General features: G+C 37.3%; 15 protein-coding genes. 2 read left to right on the top strand and 13 right to left on the bottom strand.

Annotated elements, in window-relative coordinates; all coding sequences use genetic code 11:
• Positions 1–68 precede the first annotated feature (68 nt).
• Positions 69–2,234 carry a TonB-dependent receptor gene (locus tag CPS_RS18870; RefSeq protein ID WP_011044944.1) on the bottom strand — a complete coding sequence of 722 codons (2,166 nt, stop codon included), beginning with the start codon at positions 2,232–2,234 and terminating at the stop codon, positions 69–71.
• Between the two features lie 166 nt (positions 2,235–2,400).
• Here CPS_RS18870 and CPS_RS23020 point away from each other — a divergent pair, with 166 nt between their 5' ends.
• Positions 2,401–4,092 carry an AAA family ATPase gene (locus tag CPS_RS23020; protein WP_011044943.1) on the top strand — a complete coding sequence of 564 codons (1,692 nt, stop codon included), beginning with the start codon at positions 2,401–2,403 and terminating at the stop codon, positions 4,090–4,092.
• Positions 4,093–4,206: 114 nt separating this feature from the next.
• On the opposite strand, the gene leuD is transcribed toward CPS_RS23020, so the two are convergent.
• The 11 genes from leuD to gmd all read right to left on the bottom strand — a co-directional run bounded on the left by leuD (position 4,207) and on the right by gmd (position 17,440).
• A complete protein-coding gene (leuD, locus tag CPS_RS18860) occupies positions 4,207–4,803 on the bottom strand; it encodes a 3-isopropylmalate dehydratase small subunit (RefSeq protein ID WP_011044942.1) in 597 nt (198 codons plus the stop codon).
• 29 nt (positions 4,804–4,832) lie between these two features.
• Complete coding sequence (leuC, locus tag CPS_RS18855; RefSeq protein ID WP_011044941.1) at positions 4,833–6,248, bottom strand: 3-isopropylmalate dehydratase large subunit; 1,416 nt, start codon at positions 6,246–6,248, stop codon at positions 4,833–4,835.
• Between the two features lies 1 nt (position 6,249).
• Entirely contained in the window at positions 6,250–7,338 is a 1,089-nt protein-coding gene (gene leuB / locus CPS_RS18850; RefSeq protein WP_011044940.1) for a 3-isopropylmalate dehydrogenase, read from the bottom strand.
• A 73-nt stretch (positions 7,339–7,411) separates the two neighbouring features.
• On the bottom strand, positions 7,412–8,992 hold the full coding sequence (gene leuA / locus CPS_RS18845; RefSeq protein ID WP_011044939.1) for a 2-isopropylmalate synthase: 1,581 nt from the start codon (positions 8,990–8,992) through the stop codon (positions 7,412–7,414).
• A 393-nt stretch (positions 8,993–9,385) separates the two neighbouring features.
• Positions 9,386–10,429, bottom strand: coding sequence for a CDP-glycerol--glycerophosphate glycerophosphotransferase (locus CPS_RS18840; protein WP_011044937.1), 1,044 nt, complete (start codon positions 10,427–10,429; stop codon positions 9,386–9,388).
• A gap of 18 nt (positions 10,430–10,447) precedes the next feature.
• Positions 10,448–10,846 (bottom strand): adenylyltransferase/cytidyltransferase family protein, encoded by a 399-nt coding sequence (locus CPS_RS18835; protein ID WP_101157157.1) that lies wholly within the window; start codon positions 10,844–10,846, stop codon positions 10,448–10,450.
• A 28-nt stretch (positions 10,847–10,874) separates the two neighbouring features.
• Entirely contained in the window at positions 10,875–12,266 is a 1,392-nt protein-coding gene (locus CPS_RS18830) for a capsule assembly Wzi family protein (protein WP_138140316.1), read from the bottom strand.
• Between the two features lie 701 nt (positions 12,267–12,967).
• The gene (locus tag CPS_RS18825) at positions 12,968–14,062 is read right to left on the bottom strand and encodes a glycosyltransferase family 4 protein (protein ID WP_011044934.1); all 1,095 of its coding nucleotides are present in this window, start codon (positions 14,060–14,062) and stop codon (positions 12,968–12,970) included.
• A 133-nt stretch (positions 14,063–14,195) separates the two neighbouring features.
• Positions 14,196–15,368: a DegT/DnrJ/EryC1/StrS family aminotransferase gene (locus tag CPS_RS18820; protein ID WP_011044933.1), complete on the bottom strand. Its 1,173-nt coding sequence runs from the start codon at positions 15,366–15,368 to the stop codon at positions 14,196–14,198.
• Positions 15,361–16,302, bottom strand: coding sequence for a GDP-L-fucose synthase family protein (locus tag CPS_RS18815; RefSeq protein WP_011044932.1), 942 nt, complete (start codon positions 16,300–16,302; stop codon positions 15,361–15,363). The genes CPS_RS18820 and CPS_RS18815 overlap by 8 nt, the downstream gene beginning before the upstream one ends.
• A gap of 13 nt (positions 16,303–16,315) precedes the next feature.
• Positions 16,316–17,440: a GDP-mannose 4,6-dehydratase gene (gmd, locus tag CPS_RS18810; protein ID WP_011044931.1), complete on the bottom strand. Its 1,125-nt coding sequence runs from the start codon at positions 17,438–17,440 to the stop codon at positions 16,316–16,318.
• Between the two features lie 185 nt (positions 17,441–17,625).
• Here gmd and CPS_RS18805 point away from each other — a divergent pair, with 185 nt between their 5' ends.
• Positions 17,626–18,510 (top strand): alpha-1,2-fucosyltransferase, encoded by an 885-nt coding sequence (locus tag CPS_RS18805; RefSeq protein ID WP_011044930.1) that lies wholly within the window; start codon positions 17,626–17,628, stop codon positions 18,508–18,510.
• Between the two features lie 447 nt (positions 18,511–18,957).
• Here CPS_RS18805 and CPS_RS18800 read toward each other — a convergent pair whose 3' ends face one another.
• Positions 18,958–19,563, bottom strand: a complete 606-nt coding sequence (locus tag CPS_RS18800) for a TIGR04211 family SH3 domain-containing protein (protein WP_011044929.1) — start codon at positions 19,561–19,563, stop codon at positions 18,958–18,960.
• Positions 19,564–19,589: the final 26 nt, after the last annotated feature.

Below are 19,589 nucleotides of genomic sequence, written 5' to 3'. Positions count from 1 at the left end.
CATAAGTTCAGAGATTGTCCGTTTGGCAAAGCAGCAGAAATTGCTGCTTTGCCAAAAATCATAGGTGTTTAGAATTGATAATTAACGCCCATATTCACTGTGGTTCCTAAACCTTTGATGTTGTAACCACCGTAGGTGTAACCTTGTGATTTTGTCGGGTAGTAATCTTGGTTAAATAAATTTTCAACGCCAATAAATGCTGACCAATCGCTCGCGAAATTATAATTACCGCTTAGATTAACAACCTGATAGCTATCAATAGGGCCTTGATCACCCACAAATTTGCCATCAACCTGTTCAAAGCGTTTACGATCGCCAACATATAAATAATTGATCGCTACGCTGATATCGCTATTAGGATTCCAGTTTACATTTACTGTCGCTTTAGGTGGACTGATCTGCTTTGCTCCTAAATAAACGTCAGCTTCAGTATTTTTGCCTTCTACCCAACTATAGGTAGCATTTACGGCCCAAGCATCGTTAATGTTATAATTAATCAACGCTTCGTAGCCATAGATTTCTTGTGGTGCGCGTACTGGCATATAGACACCCGTAGTTGCATTAAATTTATTGGTTGTTCCTAGCTCAGAGGTACTAAAATAAGTCGCAAATTCAAAATGCACTTGTTCAAAATCAGAACTGAAACCTAATTCATAATTATCGATGATTGAAGCTTCAGTACGAATAAGTGAAATATCGGTTACTGTTGCTGTTCGTAATAATCGACCGGTATCAGAAATATCAGCGCCTTGTGAGTAACTAACAAAAGGACTAAATAATGGCAGCGCATTATATTTGATTCCAATATTGTAGGTGGTCGCTTTATAATTTAAGGTATCTCCAGTGACGTCGACGGGAACAGAGCATTGTTCAGCACTCTTACATAACTTAAGCGTACTGTAATCATTTACCGTTAAATCAATATCTTCTTGTCTGATACCTAACTTAATAACAAGGTCATTATTATAAATTAACTTGGTTTGCAAGAAACCGGCGAGGTTTTCCATATCCATTTCTGGTACCCAAACTCTGCCATCCACCATAGATTGAGAAGTGACATCATTAAGGGCATCTATGCCGTAAATGAAGGTGGCTTCAAGTGAGTCACCATTATCAAAACTGAAATCAACCAGTGTATTAAATGTTACCCGTAGACCCTTTTTATCTGAATTTATTAATGATTGTCCGCCGGCATAACCAGCATCAGGATTAGCGAGTACTGGCGAGTAAAAGAAAGTATTGTCTACTTCTTGGCTGTAAAGGTCGACCATCAACTGTGTTTGTTTGAATACTTCATCATCAACATATTTAAGCATCATATTATGGTTGCTTGGGCCCTGCGGTTCACCTAAGACAGTTTGGCCTTCGGGTACAGGTATAGCTTGCGTTTTTTCGCCGGTATTAATATTGCCAACTTGATCGATTAAATCGACATCTTGCTTCGATTCATAATAGTTATAAGTGAACTGTAATGATTTTTCATCGTCAAAATGATAACCCACTTTAGCAAAGTAATCTTGCATCACCGCATCAGATAGACCGTATTTCAAACCTAAAATATCGCCGTCAGCATCGCGTTGTAAGCCATTTTCTTCGTAGCTGGCATTGAGAACATAATCGAAGTTATTTATCTCTCCATTGATACCAGCTTCATAACGCTGACCTATTGAATCTTCTGTTTCCACGGCACTAAAGCGACTAGAGATACTGGCATGGCCGCTTAGTGCTTTATCACTATTCGCTTTTTTAGTGATGTAATTAATGATACCGCCTGCAGCACCATTACCATAAATGGAAGTGGCACCTTTAATTACTTCAATACGTTCAATGACGCTGGCGTCGAGTGTTCTGATACCTAATGAGCCATTACGTAATGGTGTAGATTGCGGTACACCGTCAATCATCACTAATGGAGAACGCCCTCGAAGCGTTTGCCCTGAATTACTCGATGAACCTGTACTTGGTGCCATGCCAGGGACAAGGTTCGCTAATAAGCTTTGAATTTCTGAGGAAACTTTTAGCTGTGCGGCAATTTGCTTTTGGGTGATTATGGTTATTGAAGCAGGTACTTCATCTATATTTTCTGCAATACGACTACCGGTAACGATAATTCGCTCAATGTCTTGTTCTTTAGACTTTTGTTGGGTCTGATTTGGTTCTGATTTATTTTCTTGGCTGAGTGCTTGGCCGCTGATAATAAGTGCCAATAGAGTAAAGGATGTTTTTAACACCATGTATTCCTTCTAAGTATTATTGATAGTAATTAATTAACTACATCTTAATGATAATTGTTATTATTTGCAATTAAATGTTACGCAATTGCTCTAAATTTAGTTACTCTTTGACATCCTTCAAGCAAGCGGTTAATTTTGTACCTTATTTTTCTTGCCCAGACATACCATGTACCGCAATTTTTTCTCATTAAGTGAACTACCTTTTTCAATTTCCCCAGATCCTAAATATTTATTTATGAGTGAAAGGCACAGGGAAGCATTGACACATTTAACTTATGGATTAGGTGAGGTGGGTGGTTTCGCATTATTAACCGGAGAAGTAGGAACGGGGAAAACCACAATTAGCCGTTGTTTAATGGAGCAGTTACCACAAAACACACAAGCTGCTTTTATTCTTAACCCGACCTTGTCTTGCCAAGAGTTACTCGCCACTTTATGTGATCAATTAAAAATTCGTTACCGAAAAACAGGTGCTAGTTTAAAAACCTTAACCGATAAAATTTCTGAAAAACTGCTGAAAAACCATGAAAATGATATCAATACATTATTGATTATTGATGAAGCTCAGCATTTACAGCCCGAAGTGTTAGAGCAATTGCGTTTACTTACCAACTTAGAAACCAATACTAAAAAGTTGTTACAGGTAATTCTAATAGGTCAGCCTGAATTACAGCAATTATTGCAACGGCGTGATTTACGCCAATTAGCACAACGAATAACGGCTAGATATCATTTAATGCCGTTAACAAAAAACGAGCTAAGCCAATATATTCAGCATCGTTTAACGGTCGCAGATTGCGCAAGACCACTCTTTGATAAAGGTGCGTTAACTAAGATTCATCAATTGTCTCAAGGTGTGCCAAGATTGATTAACTTACTGTGTCATAGCGCATTGATGTTGGCGTATAACCAAAATGATAGTGTTGTTAATAAAAAAACGGTTGTTGCAGCAGCAGACCGTGCATTAGGAGAAGACGTAACCCGCAAGCAGGGGCGAGTTAATTATAATGGTGTCATGCTGTTTTCTACTGTTTTAAGCATCGCTGCTTTCTTTACTTTAGCTGGCTTTTGGTGGGGACAAACACCCGTTAAAGATGTCGTGGAAATGAGTAATCAAGAAAATGTAATCAGCACCGAAGAACATCTAAACGGTACTGAATTGGCAAAGGTTGTCGAAAATAGTGAACAAAAACTGCTGTCAGATGAGGGTAAGGTTCAATCAGAGCAAGCTAGAGCCGATATCAATAACAAAACACCTAAAACTAGAATAGACAATTCATCGCCAAATACCGCACTTGTTAGCGTTAAAAAATTGAGCAAGATCGAAGCCGAGCGCAAATCGAATAATTCACAGGTAATTGAAAATAAAATTTATGAGCCTATTAGGGAAGAAACTCTGCTAGTTAGCGGTGAAAAGAATGACTTGCCTCATGAAAATAAGCAGGATACTAATTATAAAGTTACTGAAGTTGAAGGTGTTTCTAGTGATTTATTAGCCCGATTTCAAGCCGCAATAGATGAAACTAACGTAGGAGACTCACCTAGAGAACAGTCAGGTGATAATCGTTTAGAAAACAGCAGTAATGCTTATGAGTCGTTTATCAACCCTAATGAAGAGATTTCTGTTAGGCCACTCACTCAAATGCCACAACAGCTACAAAATGCTTTACCAAGTTTAGAGTTTGAACAGCACATTTATGCTTCTGACGGTCAGGGTTGGATAAAGGTTAATGGTCGAGATCGTTATGAAGGTGACTACATAGGTGATAATTTGATAGTTGAGAAAATATTACCTCAACAAGTCATTCTCTCTTTTCAAGGTGAAAAATTCAGTTTACCGGCGCTTACAAATTGGTAGCCTTAGCTATTTCAGTTAAGTGACATCGTTGCTGAAAAGAAAAAAAAGCCCCGATAAGTTGTCACTGATCGGGGCTTTTTTAATTATTTTATTTTGTCATTATACAAACAGAGTTTATTGCCACGCAGGCATTTTCTCTTCAAAGGCTTTGATGGTATCAAGTTTATTTAACGTCCAACCGACACTATCAACACCATTTTCTAAACTATATTGTTGAAATTCATTCAAGCTAAACTTAAAAGATAATTCGCCACAAGTTACAACATTATTTGGTAAATCAACAGTCAGCGTTAGTTGGGCGTTAGGAGATAATTTGAATAACTGCTCAATTTCAGCTTCAGTCAACTTAATCGGTAACAGGCCAACGTTGATACAGTTACCATAAAAAATATCAGCAAAACTTGATGCTATGATGACTTTAAAGCCATATTCTTGTAGTGCCCAAGGTGCATGTTCACGACTTGAACCACAGCCAAAGTTTTCACCGGCTAATAAAATACTAGCGCCTTTATATTCTGGCTTGTTGATGACAAAATCAGGATTTTCCTGCGTGCCATCATGATCTAAGTAGCGACTATCGTGAAATAAATGCACGCCAAAACCTACGCGTTCAGTTTTTTGTAAAAACTGCTTAGGGATGATTTGATCCGTATCGACGTTTGCAACATCTAATGGCACAACCAAACCTGTATGTGTGTTAAATTTTTCCATTTTATATTTCTCAGTAAGGTTATAGGCTATTAGGCGTTTAAATCAACGAAGTGACCAGTAATAGCTGCAGCGGCTGCCATTTCAGGGCTAACTAAGTGAGTACGACTACCACGGCCTTGACGACCTTCAAAGTTACGGTTACTGGTTGATGCACAACGGTCACCTTCTTCAAGGACATCGTCATTCATGCCCAAACACATTGAGCAACCAGGTAAACGCCATTCAAAACCTGCATCGGTGAATATTTTGTCTAAACCTTCACTTTCAGCCTGCTCTTTAACGCGATATGAACCAGGAACTATGATGGCATCAATAGTTTTGACTACTTGCTGACCTTCATATTTTTGAACAACACCGGCAGCGGCACGTAAATCTTCAATACGTGAGTTAGTACAAGAACCAATAAACACCTTATTCACATGAATATCAGTCATCTTGGTGCCTGCAGTTAAGCCCATATAGTTAAGCGCACTAACACAAGACTCTTTTTCAACCGGGTCACTAAAGTCTTCTGGAGAAGGCACAGTACCGTCGACACTGATAACTTGCCCTGGATTTGTACCCCAAGTAACTTGCGCCTTAATGTCTTTGGCATCTAACGTTAATACCGCATCAAATTGTGCATCAGCATCAGATTTTAGGTTTTTCCAATCAACAACTGCTTGTTCAAATACTTCACCTTTTGGTGCGTACTCTTTACCTTCAACATAATCAAAGGTAGTTTGATCCGGTGCTATTAAACCTGCTTTTGCGCCAAATTCGATACTCATGTTACAAACCGTCATGCGCTCTTCCATACTTAGCGCTTCGATAGCTTCGCCACAGTACTCAACCACATAACCTGTTGCACCAGCACTACCGGTTTTCCCGATAATAGCTAAGATAATATCTTTTGCACTAATACCGGCACCGACATGGCCTTTAACTTCAATCTTCATTGTTTTTGCTTTGTTTTGACGTAAAGTCTGCGTTGCAAAAACATGTTCTACTTCAGAGGTACCAATACCAAAAGCAAGAGCACCAAAAGCGCCATGAGTAGCGGTATGTGAGTCACCACAAACAATAATAGTACCTGGCAATGTCAACCCTAGTTCAGGCCCAATAACATGTGCTATACCCTGGTTTTTATGACCCATGTCAAAAAGTTCGATACCAAAGTCTTTACAGTTTATTGCTAATGCGCGTAATTGGTTGGCAGCGCCTTCACCAGCGGCATCAATTTTAATCGAACGCGTTGAAATATTATGATCCATGGTCGCAATAGTACGTTCAGGATGACGAACTGGGCGGTTATGAAAACGTAAATTTGCAAAAGCTTGTGGTGAGGTCACTTCATGAATTAGATGACGGTCAACATACAGTAATGGTGTTTCCCCCTTCGTTGCTTCAACTAAGTGGGTTTGCCATAATTTTTCATACATGGTTTGCGGGGTAGAAGTTGTCATCTTATGCGCTCTCAATCTGTTTACAAATATAATCACCCACTTCACTGGTTGATTTAGCATTTTTTCGTTCGTTGGCTGGTAATAAATCAGCAGTTAACACACCATTATCAAGTGCATTTGATACTGCATCTTCAATCGCTTTGGCTGCTGCACCTTGATTTAAGCTATAACGAAGCATTAATGCCGCTGATAGAATTTGAGCAATAGGGTTAGCTACGCCAAGGCCTGCAATGTCTGGTGCGCTGCCACCAGCAGGCTCATACATACCAAAACCGTCGCTGTTTAAGCTCGCTGAAGGTAACAGGCCCATAGAGCCGGTAATCATGGCGCAAATATCAGATAAAATATCACCGAACAAGTTAGGGCAAAGCATCACATCAAACTGGTTAGGATCGCGAACTAACTGCATAGCAGCGTTATCAACATAAAGGTGCTCTAATTCAACGTCAGGATACTCTACTGCAACTTCTTCAACCACTTGACGCCATAATTGACTGGTTGCTAATACATTGGCTTTATCAACAGAAGTCACTTTGTTATTACGCTTTTGCGCTGCTTGAAAAGCAAGGTGGCTGATACGTTTAACTTCACGGCGTGAATAAAACATAGAATCAAAACCTGTTTCTTCTTCGCCTTCACCTCTACGGCCTTTTGGTTCGCCAAAATAGATATCACCGGTTAATTCACGGATCACTAATACATCAAAACCTTGCTCGGAAATATCGCTACGCAAAGTAGATAACGAGGATAACGCAGGTTGTAATGTTGCTGGGCGCATGTTGCAAAATAAATCGAAGTGGCTACGTAAACCTAATAAGGCACAGCGTTCTGGTTGCTCTGTTGGCGGTAAATTTGCCCATTTAGGACCACCAACGCTACCAAATAAAATAGCATCGCTCTCTATACAACCAGCCATGGTTGAATCAGGCAAAGCATTACCGTGATTATCAATGGCAGCACCACCAATATCATAGTCTTGAGTTGTTATTTCAAAATCAAACTTGCTCGCTACCGTGTTTAACACTTTTTTAGCTTCAACCATGACTTCTGGGCCGATACCATCACCGGCTAGAATTGCTATGTTGGACATTTTTATAACCTTTTATATTTTAGAAACTTTTCAGCGATTGATTCGCTACTGCTAATTTTAATTTTTTCGGCGATTAAGCTTGTTTTGCGGATTTCAAATCAGCAATAGTCATCGCTCTATGGATGCTGTTTAGTGCATTAATTAATGCTTGTCCTGATGCTTCAATTACATCAGTTTCTAAACCATAGCCGTGGAAATTTCTACCTTGCCAAATGATTATTAAATCGGCTTGGCCTAAACCATCTTCACCTGAGCCTTTATTAGATATTTTGTAATCACTGACTTCAAATTCTATATCAACACTTTGCTTAATTGCTTGATACAGCGCATCAACAGGACCGTTACCTGTAGCAGCATGTGTCTTGCTATTCTCTTTATCACCTGTTACTTCACCAGAGATGAGCTTGATGCTAGCGGTAGAAAACTCGCCATCACCACATTGCACATTAATCGTGTCTAACTGGAAAAAATCTTGTAAATCTTTTTGCTGTAACTTAAACACTAACGCCTCTAAGTCATCATCAAATACTTGACCTTTTTTATCTGCCAATGTTAAAAAGTCAGCATATAATTCTTCAATTTCATAATCACTTTCTTGGTAACCTAAACTTTCCATGCGGTGTTTTATGACATGACGGCCACTGCGAGAGGTTAGGTTTAATTTAGTTTTGGCGATACCGACACTTTCAGGTGTCATGATCTCGTACGTATTACTAGCTTTTAACATGCCATCTTGATGAATACCTGATGAATGGCTAAACGCATTACCGCCAACAATGGCTTTATTTAATTGTACAGGCATATTACATACTGTGCTGACTAACTTAGACACACGTGCTATTTCTTGGTGATTGATATTGGTTTTTACACCTAACAATGCTTGACGTGTTTGCATGATCATGGCGACTTCTTCTAACGAACAGTTACCCGCACGTTCACCAATACCATTGATAGTACATTCAATTTGACGTGCTCCAGCTTGAACTGCAGCCATAGAGTTAGCGACAGCTAAACCTAAGTCATTATGACAATGGACAGAGATTATCGCTTGGTCAATATTAGGTACACGATTAAACAAGTCAGTTATGATGCCTTGAAATTCGAAGGGTAGGGTGTAGCCGACTGTATCGGGAATATTGACTGTGGTGGCGCCGGCTTTAATAGCACCTTCTACCATGCGACATAAATTATCAATTGGCGTACGGCCTGCATCCTCACAAGAGAACTCGACGTCATCAGTGTACTTTCTTGCATGCTTAACCGCGTGAATTGCCATTGCTTCTACATCACTAAATTCTTTTTTTAGTTTTTGCTGTACGTGCACATCAGAGGTTGAAATAAAGGTATGGATACGAAATTGGTCCGCAACTTTTAACGCTTCTGCACAGGCATCAATATCTGCTTCTACTGCGCGCGCTAAACCACAAACACGAGCATTTTTTATTGTGCGGGCAATTTGCTGTACTGATTCAAAATCGCCAGGAGAAGAAACCGGAAAACCGACTTCCATTACGTCTACCCCTAAGCGTTCAATTGCTAAGGCAATTTGAAGTTTTTCATGTACCGATAAGCTGGCATTTAATGCTTGCTCACCATCACGTAAAGTAGTGTCAAAAATTATAACTTGGTCATTATTAATTTGTGGGTTGCTCATTTTTTATCCTTTAAAATCTTTGCTGATGTCTGCATTCATACTTATTCACGACTAACCTAACTGCGGACATAAAAAAACCCGCGATTGTTAGCGCGGGTTTTATTTTATTTCTACTTAGTTCTCAATATTTAAACTTTTGAAGAAGCAACAAAACCTAGCCGCGCACGATGAGTGCGAGGAGGAGGTTGTTTTTAATGTGCTTAATCAATTTGGTCATGTGAGTCATTTTAATCTATTTCTAGCCTTTGTGTAAAAATACGAAAAAAGCTAATAAATATTCTTTTTAAGCGAAAACTATTCAATGTACTATTAATAGCGCAGATACTCTAACTATGTCAAATGAAAAATATTTTATCGCTAGACGGATTAGTTATATGTACTGCTATAACTCATTTAAATAGTCCAGTATTTGAGTTTTTTTCTTTGTTTTAAATTCCGAAAAAGATTTAATGGTTTATTCTTCTTCGCTTGTTTACCATGTATTAAAATATTCTCTGTCGCTGATAAAATACGCTGAGCAGCCTGGCCATCTTGATATGGGTGAAGATCGTCAGCATATGCCTTAATTGCTGTCTTCAATTCCTTACTTGGGTTGAGTGCTTGCTCAATTGCTGGTTCAAGTTGACCTGCTGTCTGAATATTGACTAGGTAATCACCAGGCTCTTTATTATTTAAACTTACGGTCACTTTATTGAGTAACGAAAACTCGCCAATAACTGATGAAGTATCGGAGACCATAATATCAGCAGTTTGTAATAATTCATTTATGCTTGATGTTTCGATAATTTGAACGTTGTCTTTTATTAAGGTTTTATATTGCTTGAGCCATTGTGTTGCCATTTTAGGATGAAACTTAATTAACCAATGATAATTTTTTTGCTCACTTAAACGTTTTATTTCATCAAATAATGCAGGGGCTGAAGTTAATGTAGGGGAGAAAGTTGGCGCATACAGAATGATTTTTTTTTCTTGAGCGTGCAAATTATCTTTAATTGGCATCGAAGGTGATGTGAATAAATAATCAAGCTTTGGCCAAGCAGTTTCAACTACATCGAAAAAGCCATGTTCTTGAGCTAATGTATTGAAGCGGCTTGTGGTTGCTGGACCATGAGTACAATATAGGTCAAAAAAACCTCGAATAACAAAGTGACCTTTTTTCTTCCATTCAAGGCCATGAAAAATTTGAACTTTTAAACCAGGAATGAAACTTGGGATTTCATTCCCCGGCGCGAAGCTAGCATCGGGATTGTAAGCTCTAGCGTCATCAATAGATCTCAATACAGATTCATTACTTTGAAAGTAGCTGAGATTGACTTCTTGGCCAATAGCTAACCATTTTACCTCATCACCATTTGCCCAAATTACTTGTTGTAAGGGTCTTAATATTTCAAAAGAATAGTTATGAGCGATATAAAATAAATAACGTTTGGCTGTCATAAGTGGGCTCTAATTAAGTTATAGACGCTTAGTTTTAACGACTTCAATAATTTCTGTAGTCGAAACTGAAGGGGTACGAGGTAAATAAATTACCTGACAGATATCTTTTAAATGGTCAAATTTACCTTGCCAATCATCACCCATGACTAATATGTCTGCATTATAATATTTAATGTAATCAGCTTTGAGCTCTAATGACTCTTCTAAAAAAACCTCATCAACGCAGCGCATAGAACGAATTATGTGTTGACGATCGTCTTCACAGTAAATAGGTGGCCGTCCTTTTTTGGCAATATTTAATTTATCAGAAGAAACACCAACGATAAGATGATCACCGTGCAGTCTTGCTCGTTCAATAATATTCACATGGCCAACATGAAAAATATCATAAGTGCCAAAGGTTATAACCCTCATTATTGTTTACTCCTAACGTGTTAACTTTAAATTACCAAGTATATGAGATGCCAGTTTGTACAAAATTATCACCTAAATTACTTCTACCTAAATATAACTTCAGAGTTAAGAAATTTGTGTCAATTACTTTGTGATACTTCATTTCTAATTCATGTGATTGCTGGTAATCAGCAAAACTTGATTGGTTAAAGTTAGCAGTGCGATATAGAAATGATATTTGAGAGTCACCACTGTTTTGCCAATCAAATCGAATACTTCCAGCTTCACCACCAACTTTGTCTTTAGGGTCTTTCATACTGCCCCACCAATGACCCATCACAACACTATCATTTGAATAGCCCTCACCATAAATATGATGAGTGTACCATTCAGATTGGAATGTAGTAAATTCCATATTCATTGATAGTGAATCACCAATATAAGGCAGAAATAAACCAAAACTATTAGCTAGGTTACCAAGTTTATAGTTCTTATGTCCGGAAGTATCTTCACCAGCATATTCATAATAAAAACTAAAAGGAACATCAAACCAATTAAGATCAAATTTGTTGCTAACAGAAGCTATTTGGTTACCAAACTCTTCGCTGCAGTCTTGTAAATCTGTACCGTCACCACCACAGTTATCACTATTCACAGGGTCTATGATTGCATTCCAAATATCGCCCAAAGAAAGACTATCTTCACCGCCAGCAAAAACAAAAGTACGATTAAAACCTATTGTCCACCAATCGAAGGGTTGTGCGCTTAAATGCATGGTAAGTAATGCGGGCTCTCCAGAAACGGGCGGCTTTTCTGTGTCAAATTTGATATCTGTTTGCTCATCTAGTAAGCCAATAGATATTTCATATTTTATATTAAAATCGGTAAGTAAGTTTGGGTTGCTAATAGTCACGCTTAATGGTGGTTTTGCTTGTGTAGATAGAAGTACTGAACTTTCTTGAAATGGCGAAAGCCAGTGCTCTCGATAACCGATATCAACTTGAAAAACATCAGCACCAATAGAAATAAAACTATTGTTTCTAAGGTAATCACCGTTTTCGTAATATATGGCGCCAGCATTGATGATCACATATTGGTTTGCTTGCCAAAAGCTACTAAAACTGGCTTGGTAATTGGCATCAGCCATTTGACCTCGCTGATTTGGTAAAACAATATTCTCTTGATTTGCATAGTTTAATTGTACTGAAGCATGGGTTAGTGCAGCCGTTTTTTTATAACGTTTTAAATAAGTATTAATACGACGATACAAGGTTGGATGGCTATCTACGATTGTTTTCAAATAGCGATTTACAGTTGCAGCATGATAAGGTTTTGTTAATAAAGGCAGCTTTGCTACGGTCGCTAAACGTTGTAACTCAAGCTCGATTAAAGGCTCCATTTGCAATGGTAGGTAGGGAGATGGCCCCTTGGCATAAGTGTTCACGCTACATAGTATTACTATAGTAAAGGTTGTGATAACCAAATATAAAATTTTAAATAAATTTAACAAGTTAAAATTCACTGTTAGACGTTAGGCGAAAGGAAGCATTTTACCTAGCAAAGGATGTAATTACTAGCATGGGTATTCTAATTTTAGGTTTGTTTTACTAATTAATAACAAGAGTAAACTTTGATTTTATCTTTCATAATTTCTCTATGTCATCTCTTTTACTAAATACATTCGTATAAGCTGTAATTAAGGCGGTGTGTCACTAACATTTTAACTTTGTTAACAAAACAGTGACATAATAAGATAATTACACATGTGTGAATCTAAATTACTAGCGCGGTAGAATTGAGATATTTATTTTGATAAAGAGGAAGATAAGATAGCTCTATAATATTGGTAATGATAATCCAGTCAAATTGACTGAGTTTATTGAATCATTGGAAGACTCTATTGGTATTAAAGCTAAACAAAACTTAATGCCGATGTGGATGATCTTTTTAATACTACAGGCTACAAACCTGCTATGAGTGTTAGTCAAGGTGTTGATAATGTTGTCAATTGGTATCGCGATTTTTATCAAGTATAGATTATTCCTGACTTAGTTTAATCTGGTTATCATATTTAAAAGAAAGTTAAAGGGGATGTTTATCATCCCCTTTGTTTTATAACAGCTTTAATCTTTAAGGCTAAATGACTTAGTTTTGAGCTATTATTTTCTCAAAATAAGCTTCCATATGTGTCACCGTTTTGTGGTGTGACATTTTGTCTTTAATAATATCTTGAGCATGATTAGATAACTTTTCTAGCAACACTCTATCGTTATAAAGCATTCTAATTTTATCCGCCATAGCTTGTACATCACCAATAGGCACGAGGTAACCATTAAAGCCATTTTCTATAGTTTCTACTACACCATCATTGGCTGATGAAACAACAGGTGTTCCATTTGATAGAGACTCTAATACTGTCCGTGTTAAACCTTCTTTACTTAGTGAAGGTAGTATCAGCAAGTCACATGCTTTAGCTATAGCGGGCACATCACTTCTAAAGCCTGGTTGTAAAATATGTTCGCTCATACCTGAATTATTGATTTGATCAATAAAAGCCTGCTTATCTAAATTATCACCCACTAAAATAATGCGTAAATCTTCTATATCATTGAGCTCTTTGGCTGCATCAAGCAATATGTGAGTGCCCTTATGATGTCTAGGGCTTCCGACACACAGTATGTTGAAATACTTTTTATTACTGCCCAAGCTGACTAAATCAGCAGCATCTTCTTTATACCAACTTAGATCGTGGCCTTTATATATAGTTTCAACGTTAGCTTTAATTGCGCCTCTTACTTTTTCTCTAACATTAGCTGAAACTGCGCTTGAAACACCAATAACTCCGTTAATACGTGGATGTAACATGCATAAGTAATTACTAGGATCCGTTTTATACATCCCGCCAGAGGTACCACGATAAACGACCAATTTGGCCTTGGTTCCTATACAAGCAAAAGCGGCATTGGGAATGCCCTTTGATTCAGTAGCGTAAACAATATCTATGTTATTGGCTTTGATATATTGACGAATTTGTTTGATTACAGCCCAGCTATGCTTTTTAAGTGTTTTCAACTCAATAAACTTAACTTTGGACTTTTTGTATCTATCAATATAAGCATTAGTACCACTAGATATTACGGTAACGTCATGCCCAGCTTCAGCTAAGGCAATGTAACACTCAGCTTCTGGACGAACTGCGTTATATGAGCGGCCACGATTTGGAATGATTAAAATTTTCATTTATTTCCTTGTTAACCTTAAATTTAAGCCGATAAAAGCTTCAGCTATTCGACAAATCATCTGTATAGGATTGATTGAAGCGTATGTGTATTACCACGCTATTGTCTGATGATATTTAAAGTTAGTCATAATTTTATAACAATACCTTAGCGAGCAGTTTAATTTCTTTTTCAATATCATTTTGATGATTACCAACAAATAAACCATGTTGGTCGATATATTCTGCTACTTCTACGGTGCCTGACACTTCATAATCAAAATACTCTAGAACCTGAGTATTCTTTAGAAAATTTCCCGTTACAATGGGACGGCATTCAATACCATTTTCAGTTAATAATTTTACTAATTCTGCTCGGCTGTACGGTGCATTTTCTTTCAGCACTAAAGAAAAACCAAACCAACTACTTTTGCCGATTTCTTGTTGAATTTCTATGTAGGCATGATTAGCAAACAAGTCTTGAAATAAACGTGCATTTTTTTGTCGGATATCAATAAAACTAGGTAGTTTTTTAAGCTGTTCAATACCTAATGCACCACTCATTTCTAAAGGCCTAGCATTGTAACCGGGTAACATAAATTTGAATGACTCTTCAAAGGGATCATCACTTTTTTCACCACTCACTTTATTAAATTTAGGTAAGTTTCTGGTCCATCCATGAGCACGAATACAGAGTAATATATGATAAAGCTCTTCGTCATCAGTAACAATACAACCACCTTCCATCGTGGCGATATGATGCGAAAAAAATGAGCTAAATGTGCCCATAACTCCAAAAGTCCCTGCTTGTTTACCCGCTATCGTGGCGCCCATAGACTCACAGTTATCTTCGAGAATAAAAATGTCGCGGTCGCCAATAATATCATTCATTTTGGCGTAGTCATTTGGATTACCGAGTAAGTTTACCGACAGTATCGCTTTAGTTTTGTCAGTAATTGCTGCTGCTAGTTTTTCTAAGTCGATATTGAGTGTTTTGCGGTCAATATCGACAAACTTAACTTTTAGCCCATATTGTTGTAGTGGGAAATAAGTAGTTGACCATGAAACTACGGGGACAATAATTTCGTCACCACGTTGTAATTTAAGCGCAGGATTCTTAGTAAAAAATAGTGAGGCTATCATTAATAAGTTAGCGGTAGAGCCAGAACTCACCATAACTGAATATTTTGAACCGAAAAAATCAGCAAAGTTTTTTTCGTATTGTGCAACGTGCTTACCCATAGTAAACATGTCTGAATCTATTACTTTTTGAATTGCGCCAAATTCACGCTCATCCCATGTACTGCTTGCCAGAGAATAATTAGTCATTAGCTTGCTCACTTAAATTTTGTTCACTTAAAAAAAACTGCACTGTATTCTTTAGGCCTTCTGTTAAGTCCGTTTTGTAAGACCAGCCAAAGGCATTAAGTTTGTTATCATCTATTAATTTTTGCTTCATACCGACAGGTTTAGTTAAATCATGTTTAAAGGTACCTGAAAAGCCAATAATCTCTGCAATACGTTGATAATAATCATTAATTGTGAAATCTTCGCCTAACCCTACGTTAAGGTTTTGTGGCATACGGGAAAAGTTTGCTATAGCGTAAAAAATAAAATCAGCCAAATCGCCGGCATACATAAATTCACGCCTTGCTTTACCATCGCCCCAAATATCTATTTCAGTTAAATCTTTTTGCTTTGCATCAATAACCTTTCGAATAACGGCAGGGATCATATGGGAGTTATGAGGAGAAAACTTGTCATGACGGCCATATAAATTACAAGGAATAATGGTCTTATATAATAATTCTGGTTCTTCGTGGCTGATGTATTCACATAAACGGGTTGAGGCAATTTTTGCTAATGCATAACCTTCGTTGGTAGGTTCTAATTCGCCTTTAAGAATTAATTCTTCGGATAACGGATTTAAAGCATCTCGAGGATACATGCATGAGCTGCTTAAATTTAAAAATTGCTTTATGCCACAATTTTTAGCCGAGTTAAGGATATTTAGTCCCATCTGCATGTTATCAACTAAAAATTTGACGGGATGCGCCATATTGGCCTGAATACCACCAACAACACCTGCAGCATGAATAATCATGTCGGGTTTATGTTCAACTAAATATGCTTGTGTTGAAGCTGCATCGAGTAAATTTAGTACTTTGCTACTTGGAGTAAGAAAAGTATGTTGATGCTTACTGGCAAGTTCAAGGATATTCTTGCCGACCATGCCATTAGCACCAGTTAATAAAATTTTCATTGATGTCCTTGCGTTATTCTACGCTAGTCGAATTTTGGTAGCCATGTGCTTTTAAAATGGCGTGTTGTTTTGCTTTACTGAGATCGTTAGCGACCATTTCACTACACATTTCTTCCACTGTAATTTGTGGTACCCAGCCTAGTTTTTCTTTCGCTTTAGATGGATCACCTAACAGAGTTTCAACTTCAGCAGGGCGGAAATATCGTGGGTCAACTTTAACCATGATATCTCCAACGCTTAATGCTGGGGCGTTATCTCCGATAATTTTAGTTACTCGTGCTACTTCATCTAAACCTTCACCACTAAACGTTAGCTCTATACCTGCTTCAAGTGCTGACAAAGTTACAAATTCACGAACACTAATTTGCTTACCTGTGGCAATAACAAAATCATCAGGATGTTCTTGTTGTAACATCATCCATTGCATTCGCACATAATCTTTTGCATGTCCCCAATCACGTAATGCATCCATATTACCTAAGTATAAACATGACTCTAAACCTTGAGCAATATTGGCAATCGCGCGAGTAATCTTTCTGGTCACAAACGTTTCACCACGACGAGGAGATTCATGGTTAAACAAAATACCGTTACAGGCATACATGCCATAAGACTCACGATAATTTACCACTATCCAGTAAGCATACATTTTGGCAACAGCATAAGGGGAGCGAGGATGAAAGGGCGTCGTTTCTGATTGTGGTATTTCTTGCACTTCACCATATAACTCGGAAGTAGAGGCTTGATAAAATTTAGTCTTCTTTTCTAGGCCTAAAAATCTAATAGCTTCAAGTAGTCGCAAGGTACCAATGGCATCAACATCGGCAGTATATTCGGGGCATTCGAATGATACAGCGACGTGAGATTGAGCACCTAAATTGTAGACTTCATCAGGTTGAACATCTTTTAATATACGGGTTAAGTTTGATGAGTCGGTTAAATCACCATAATGAAGGAAAAATTTTTGATTCTTTTCATGATTATCTTGATATATATGATCAATTCGCTCGGTATTTAATGAAGATGAACGACGTTTAATACCATGTACCTCATAACCTTTTTCTAATAAAAGCTCCGCTAAATATGAACCATCTTGTCCAGTAATACCGGTAATTAGAGCCACTTTCTTTGTTGTCATGTTAACGTTCCTTGAAGAGGGGGGAATTTATATCAAGTGATTTTTACTGATTATAACGATAATTACAGGGTAAATCTTGGTTTTATTGTGCGATAAGTGTCAATAAAATAGGTCTTCACTTTGTAGTAATAGTAATGGCTGCTAATATACGGCTATATGTAAATCATAACTAGGCAGTTTAGCGTATGAAGGTAGTAAGAGTGTGTGGTGGTTTTGGTAACCAGTTGTTTCAATATGCATTTTATTTGGCAGTTAAACATAAATTTAATGAAACGACTAAGCTAGATATTCATGATATGGCGAGTTATGAACTGCATAATGGTTATGAGCTAGAGCGTATTTTTAATTTAAATGAAAACTATTGTTCTGCAGAAGAAAAGCTTGCGGTGCAAAGCACTAAAAATATTTTCACTAAGTTACTCAAAGAAATAAAAAAATATACGCCATTTATTCCACGTACATATATTAAAGAGAAAAAACATTTGCATTTCTCTTATCAAGAAGTTGATTTAGGTACTAAAGACACTTCTATTTATTACCGTGGCTCATGGCAAAACCCACAATACTTTAATTCGATTGCCAGTGAGATTAGAGAAAAACTTACCTTTCCAGAGTTTACTGAACCTAAGAGTTTAGCGCTGCATCAGGAAATCTCTGAGCATGAAACAGTTGCGGTACATATACGACGAGGCGATTATTTAAAACATAAAGCTTTGGGTGGCATATGTGATTTACCTTATTATCAGAATGCGATTAAAGAAATTGAAGGCTTAGTAGAGAAGCCACTATTTGTTATTTTTTCGGATGATATTACCTGGTGTCGAGCAAATATAAATGTTGAGAAAGTACGGTTTGTTGATTGGAATTCCGGCGAACAGTCTTTTCAAGACATGCACCTAATGAGTTTGTGTACACATAATATTATTGCTAACAGCAGTTTTAGTTGGTGGGGAGCATGGTTAAATGCTAACCCTAATAAAATAGTGATTAGTCCTAATAAATGGATTCATTATACTGACTCAATGGGCATAGTACCTAGTGAGTGGATAAAAGTTGAAACGTCAATTTAATATGTGATCTTTATTCGCCGATATCTTGGGTTATTAAAGTTGTGAGATGTTAATAGAGTTCATCTTAGCTGGGGTTTAAGCAATCATTTACAGTTTATTAAGCCACTGTAAGTCTAGACTCTTTGAGCTTTGAATAACTCTACTTGATGCATTACTGTCGATAACAAGTATTTAGTACCTAAGTCCAAAGAAGACCTACGAAAGATTAACAGGTCTATTAAGTCACTTTTAGTGCCTAGAAGGGAACTTAAAGCACTAGCGTAGGTGAATATTCGGGTATTAATAATAAACTGATTTAAGCAGAATTTCAGTAAGGTCGCAGCAAGTGATGTCGCTTTTCAATATTTTAATTTAGCAAAATAGAAAGTGTTAACGGATTAGTTGATTTTCTATTAGTACCTCAAACTGAGATCTGAGGTACTAAGTGTTACCTATAAATTTATCAATTTATGACCAACTATCCATCGCACCACGGCGGCGAGCGAAGAAACGCGGTAAAATCAAGCCTAAAATCAAACCTACGCCTAACACTAGAGCGCCATTGAAAAACCATTGTTTCTTAATATTGGTATCTTGATCTTTAATTTTAGCTTGAGTTTTTTCCAATGTAGTAGTCAATTTTTTAAGTTCTGCAGAAAGCTTTTTCTTATCATTAGTTAATAAGTTAACTTTACTCTTGAGCTCGTTTACTTCACCGTCAAGCTGGCTACTATAATCACTACTATTAGCTATTTTTCCATTAAGTTCGGCAACAACAAAACGTAGACCTGGTTGAGTGGTTACATATTTATTTTCAACCCATGCAGTTCGATCTTTATTATCTATGATCTCACTATAACCACCGTCTACCGCGCCGGTAATTTTAACTTTTGAACCCGCAATGATAGTACCCAAAATTCTAAACTGCTTACCTGGTCCTGTATGCATATATATGAATAATTCATCAGAGATATAGCCCTGCTTGTAATTGTTTTCTGCAGCCTGAGCAGAGATAAAAAGCGAGCTAGCTAAAGTTATAGCAAGAAATGCTATGACGTTAATAACGTTATTCATAGAAAAACCAATGTAGTAAATAAGTC

Source organism: Colwellia psychrerythraea 34H (genome assembly GCF_000012325.1).
GTDB classification, from domain to species: Bacteria; Pseudomonadota; Gammaproteobacteria; order Enterobacterales; family Alteromonadaceae; genus Colwellia; species Colwellia psychrerythraea_A.
The sequence above is the reverse complement of the archived record's forward strand: the minus strand, read 5'-3'. Positions and strand labels throughout refer to the sequence as shown.

Bases quoted from the DNA above. Each gene is read 5' to 3' on its own strand.
- CPS_RS18870 (WP_011044944.1), bottom strand. From the start codon at position 2,234: ATGGTGTTAAAAACATCCTTTACTCTATTGGCACTTATTATCAGCGGC.
- CPS_RS23020 (WP_011044943.1), top strand. From the start codon at position 2,401: ATGTACCGCAATTTTTTCTCATTAAGTGAACTACCTTTTTCAATTTCC.
- leuD (WP_011044942.1), bottom strand. From the start codon at position 4,803: ATGGAAAAATTTAACACACATACAGGTTTGGTTGTGCCATTAGATGTT.
- leuC (WP_011044941.1), bottom strand. From the start codon at position 6,248: ATGACAACTTCTACCCCGCAAACCATGTATGAAAAATTATGGCAAACC.
- leuB (WP_011044940.1), bottom strand. From the start codon at position 7,338: ATGTCCAACATAGCAATTCTAGCCGGTGATGGTATCGGCCCAGAAGTC.
- leuA (WP_011044939.1), bottom strand. From the start codon at position 8,992: ATGAGCAACCCACAAATTAATAATGACCAAGTTATAATTTTTGACACT.
- CPS_RS18840 (WP_011044937.1), bottom strand. From the start codon at position 10,429: ATGACAGCCAAACGTTATTTATTTTATATCGCTCATAACTATTCTTTT.
- CPS_RS18825 (WP_011044934.1), bottom strand. From the start codon at position 14,062: ATGAAAATTTTAATCATTCCAAATCGTGGCCGCTCATATAACGCAGTT.
- CPS_RS18820 (WP_011044933.1), bottom strand. From the start codon at position 15,368: ATGACTAATTATTCTCTGGCAAGCAGTACATGGGATGAGCGTGAATTT.
- CPS_RS18815 (WP_011044932.1), bottom strand. From the start codon at position 16,302: ATGAAAATTTTATTAACTGGTGCTAATGGCATGGTCGGCAAGAATATC.
- gmd (WP_011044931.1), bottom strand. From the start codon at position 17,440: ATGACAACAAAGAAAGTGGCTCTAATTACCGGTATTACTGGACAAGAT.
- CPS_RS18805 (WP_011044930.1), top strand. From the start codon at position 17,626: ATGAAGGTAGTAAGAGTGTGTGGTGGTTTTGGTAACCAGTTGTTTCAA.
- CPS_RS18800 (WP_011044929.1), bottom strand. From the start codon at position 19,563: ATGAATAACGTTATTAACGTCATAGCATTTCTTGCTATAACTTTAGCT.